Annotated in this window: 4 protein-coding genes; 3 read left to right on the forward strand and 1 reads right to left on the reverse strand. The window is 72.3% G+C overall.

Going from position 1 to position 3,200, the window contains the following annotated elements; genetic code table 11:
* A partial coding sequence (locus JF597_RS52740; RefSeq protein ID WP_294014056.1) for a methylmalonyl-CoA mutase family protein occupies positions 1–461 on the reverse strand: 461 nt, incomplete at its 3' end.
* 157 nt (positions 462–618) lie between these two features.
* Here JF597_RS52740 and JF597_RS52745 point away from each other — a divergent pair.
* The 3 genes from JF597_RS52745 (at position 619) to JF597_RS52755 (ending at position 3,143) form a co-directional block, all read left to right on the forward strand.
* Positions 619–1,896, forward strand: coding sequence for an EAL domain-containing protein (locus tag JF597_RS52745; protein WP_294014058.1), 1,278 nt, complete (start codon positions 619–621; stop codon positions 1,894–1,896).
* A 79-nt stretch (positions 1,897–1,975) separates the two neighbouring features.
* Positions 1,976–2,332, forward strand: coding sequence for a TraR/DksA family transcriptional regulator (locus JF597_RS52750; RefSeq protein ID WP_294014060.1), 357 nt, complete (start codon positions 1,976–1,978; stop codon positions 2,330–2,332).
* Between the two features lie 13 nt (positions 2,333–2,345).
* Positions 2,346–3,143 carry a purine-nucleoside phosphorylase gene (locus JF597_RS52755; RefSeq protein WP_294014062.1) on the forward strand — a complete coding sequence of 266 codons (798 nt, stop codon included), beginning with the start codon at positions 2,346–2,348 and terminating at the stop codon, positions 3,141–3,143.
* Positions 3,144–3,200 lie beyond the last annotated feature (57 nt).

The following is a 3,200-nucleotide window of genomic DNA, read 5'->3' on the forward strand; positions in this document are numbered from 1 at the left end:
TCGGCGCCGGCGTCCAGCGCGATCGCGGCCAGGTCGAGGTACACGCCCTCGAGGACGGCCGGCAGGTCGTCGACGGCCACCCCGGTGAGCCAGAGCGAACTCGCCCCGGTTTCGAGGTCCTGCAGTGCGGCCCGGTTCAGCGCCGCGGCGTCGGCCCCGACCGGCCGGGTACGGACGTCCCACCCCGTCGCGGTCGCACCGTCGGCCGTCGCCGCCCGGGTGTAGGGCGGATGCCCCGGCGAGCCCGCCGCCTCGAGGCCGGGAGCGTCAGCGGCGGTGTAGAGCGGCTTGACCTGGATGCCGTCGTAGGTGATCGACGCGAGGAGGTCCTCCGGATCGCCTTCCGGGGCCGACCCGCCCGCGGACTTGGCCAGCACGGCGGCGACGAGGGCCCGCCATTCCTCGCGGGTGGGGGTCGGGAAGTCGGTGGCCAGGGCCAGCGGATCGGGATCCTGGGGCATGCTGCGGATCGTATGCGCCGGAAACGATTACGCCTCGGGCCAGGTGGCCGATCTCTCCCGGTCCAATGGGGCTCCCACGGTCGGGACGAACGGTGCTCATGGTCGGACCGAACATGCCGATCCGGACATTGACTTAGGGCGGGGAGAAGGGCCCAGGATGACGTTCACCGGCGCGACGTTCACTCAACCGCAGGTCCTGCGGCCGGGTGCGGTGCTGGATTCGATCATTCGCCGCCGCGCCGTCCAGACCCTGTTCCAGCCGATCCTGCACCTGCCGACCGAGGCCGTCGTGGGCTTCGCCGCGCTGTCCCGCGGCCCTGAGGGCTCGAAGCTGGAGAACCCTCTTGCGCTGCTCGACGCCGCCCGGGACTCCGGCCGCCTCGGCGAACTGGACTGGATCTTCCGGGTCGCGGCCATGGAGGCGGCGAGCAACAGCCAGCTGCACCCGTCGCTGTCCTGGTGCATCAACGTCGAACCAGCCGGTCTCGCCATGGAGTGCCCGGCCAACCTGCGCGACGACTACGGCCGTTCCCGCAAGCGGCTGCGGGCCGTCCTCGAACTCACCGACCGCGACCAGCAGGGCTACGCGCGCACGCTGCTCAATGCCTGCGAGGACGCCCGGCGCGACACCTGGGGAGTGGCGCTCGACCGAGTGGGCACCGACGAGCGCGCCCTCGCGCTGCTGCCGCTGCTGCAGCCGGACGTCGTCAAGCTCGACCGCTCGATCATCCAGGCCGAGCCCGACCGCAACATCGCGCGCATCACGGCCATGGTGCGGGCCTACGCCGAGAAGTACGAAGCGGTGATCATCGCCGAGGGCATCGAGACGCCCGAGCACGCCACCCGGGCCGAGGTCTACGGGGCCGCGTACGGGCAGGGCTACCTGTTCGGGGCGCCCGGCCCCCTGCCCGAAATCGTCCCGCCACCGCGCAACCCGATCCCGCTGCGCCAGGAACCGTCGCCCCTGCGGCACGGCACGCCGTTCGACGTGGTGACGGTCAGCCACGATCCGCAGGTCGCCGAGAAGCGCATGCTCACCCACATCGTCGACCACCTCGAAGAGGTCGCGGCGCACACCGGTGGCTGCGTGATGCTGGTCGGCCTCCAGCACAGCAACTTCTTCCCGCCCGAGCGCCAGGAGCACTACCGGGAGCTGTCCCGGCACAACGCGCTCACGGTCGTGTTCGCCGACGGCGCCCCGACGCTGGAGAGCCCGCGCTACCAGGTCATGTCGCCCGGCCCGGCCAGCCCGTTCAACCACGAGTGGCAGGTCATCGTGCTCTCGGCCGACTTCGCCGGCGCCTTCCTCGCCCGCGACATGGGCGACCGCGGCCCCGAGGACGACCGGCGCTACGAGTTCATCTACACCCATGACCGGGACACCGTGGTCACCGCGGCGAAGGCCTTCCTCAGCGAGCTGCCGACCGCCGCCTGAGCCGCGGCCTGCGCTTAGGGATCGGCTGAGTGATCCGCAGGGGACGGAACGGACGCACCGACCAGCGCGTCATATCTACATGGAACGCGGATTCCCGGCCCTGCTTCCCACCCCGTCCGGCACCCTCACCGCCGAGCACCTCGAACTGCTGCGCGCGATGTTGGTGGAACAGCGGGTGTTCCGCATCGACCAGCTGACCCAGCTGCACCGAGCCCGGCCGGGCGATCCCCTCAGCGACCCCGACCCGGAGATCGAACGCTCCCTCAGCGCCGGGGCGCTCGCCGCGTTGCGCGACGTCGAGCGAGCGCTCTGGCGGATGGAGGAGGGCACCTACGGCCAGTGCGTCGACTGCGGGTCGACGTTGCCACTGGAGCGGCTGGAGATCGTGCCCCAGACCGCGCGCTGCCTCGCCTGCCAGCGGCCCGCCGGAGGTTGAGTAGGGTCGGCCCGTGACCGACCTCTCACCCGCCGAATCGGCTGCTGCCGCGGCCGAAGCCCTCGCCGCCCGCACCGGAGTCGATCACCACGACGTGGCGATCGTCCTCGGCTCGGGCTGGGTGCCGGCGATCGACGTCCTGGGGACGGCCAGCGCCGATTTCGCCGTGACCGAGCTGCCCGGCTTCCTGCCGCCGGCCGTCGAGGGGCACGCCGGGCGGATCCGCTCGTTGGAGGTCGCCGGCCGGCGCGTGCTCGCCTTCCTCGGCCGCACCCACCTCTACGAGGGACGGGGCGTCGAGCCGGTCGTGCACGGCGTGCGAGTGGCGGCCGCCGCCGGCTGCCGCGTCGTCGTGCTGACCAACGCCTGCGGCGGGCTGCGGCCCGGCCTCGCGGTCGGCGACGCCGTCCTGCTCAGCGACCACCTCAACCTCACCGCCCGCACGCCGCTGGTCGGCCCGCGGTTCGTCGATCTCAGCGACGTGTACTCCGCCCGGCTGCGGGCGCTGGTCAAGGAGGTCGCGCCGGAGCTGGCGGAGGGCGTGTACGCGCAGTTCCCCGGACCGCAGTACGAGACGCCGGCCGAGGTGCGGATGGCCGGGATCCTGGGCGCGGACCTGGTCGGGATGTCGACCGTCCTGGAAGCGATCGCCGCGCACGCCGAGGGGTGCGAGGTGCTGGGGATCTCGCTGGTGACCAACCTCGCGGCCGGGCTGGGCGACCCGCTCGACCACGAAGAGGTGCTGGCGGTCGGCAAGGCGTCGGCGACCCGGATGGGCGAGCTGCTCGGCCACGTCATCCCGCGGCTGTAGTACCTGAGCACCGTTCCGGCGAAGCGACGAGGTGGAGGCACGGTGGACCAGCGGGAA

Source organism: Streptomyces sp. (genome assembly GCF_019510245.1).
Taxonomy (GTDB): Bacteria; Actinomycetota; Actinomycetes; order Streptomycetales; family Streptomycetaceae; genus Streptomyces.